We start from the raw sequence: 1,010 nt of genomic DNA, 5'->3' as shown, positions 1-1,010 counted from the left end.
AAAGGCAGCGGCATAGATAAACTGGCTGTGTCCTTTCAAGGTATGCAGGCACTGGCCGGTTTTTATCTCCCATATCCGGGCGGTGGTATCAGCGCTGGATGAAATCAGGAGCCTGCTATCAAATGAGAAGGCAAGCCCCAGAATAACATTGCTGTGTCCCTTGAGCAGTTGTTTAACCTTGCCTGTGCTGAAATCGATGAGGCGGATTGCATCCCTTTCTTCAGGCATCCCTGTAAACCATCCGCCCATGGACAGCCATCTATTATCCGGCGATAGGGCGGCAGCATATATTTTACCCTCATGTCCTTGCCCAATCTGCCCGCGAATGATGCGGACGGTCTTGCCGGTATGTATATCCCATACCCGCACGGTCTTGTCATCAGAGGCAGATACAAGATATTTACCGTCATTGGTGAAGAAAATATCATTGATTTTTGCCTTATGCCCGCCTGTGTCTATCTCGATGATGGGCGAATCAGGAAGAGATGGTGCTGCCAGGGATGGGGCTGGACAGGACATAGCCATAGCCCCTATCAGGAGCAGGAGGGTTATTTTACTGACCGGTATCTGTTTTTTTGCCATTTTGGATATTACCTCCTCTTTGGGTTATTTACGAAATATTTTACCACGGAATTGAGGATGTGTCAACAAAAAGTTCGACCTGTGAAATAGGTCGAATTTTTTTTGTAAGCTGATTAAACAGATTACATTTTTTATTGTAAGCGGATTGAACGGATTGAGCGGAAAAAAATAAAAAAAATCCGCTCAATCTGCTAAATCCGCTTACTATTAAATCCCCTTACTATTAAAAATTTGTCACACGGATTAAACGGATTTATTTATTTTTTCCCATTTTTTCCGCTTAATCCGCTTACTCACTTAATTTCCCTATCTCCTTTTCTTACACCAAGTAGTGTGGTATAATTTTGTTTTCCCAGGTCGACCTATTTCATTTCTTTCATTTCACAGGTCGAAAAGTTTCGACCTGTGTGGGTATAAGTAAGGGTCGG

Annotated in this window: 1 protein-coding gene; it reads right to left on the bottom strand. The window is 43.5% G+C overall.

The features are described from left to right. Positions 1-582: hypothetical protein (locus AB1422_19645; protein ID MEW6621516.1), on the bottom strand; the 582-nt coding region annotated here is incomplete at its 3' end. Between the last annotated feature and the right edge of the window lie 428 nt (positions 583-1,010).

The sequence above is a fragment of the bacterium genome (assembly GCA_040757115.1).
Classification (GTDB): domain Bacteria; phylum UBA9089; class CG2-30-40-21; order CG2-30-40-21; family SBAY01; genus JBFLXS01.
The sequence above is the reverse complement of the archived record's forward strand: the minus strand, read 5'-3'. Positions and strand labels throughout refer to the sequence as shown.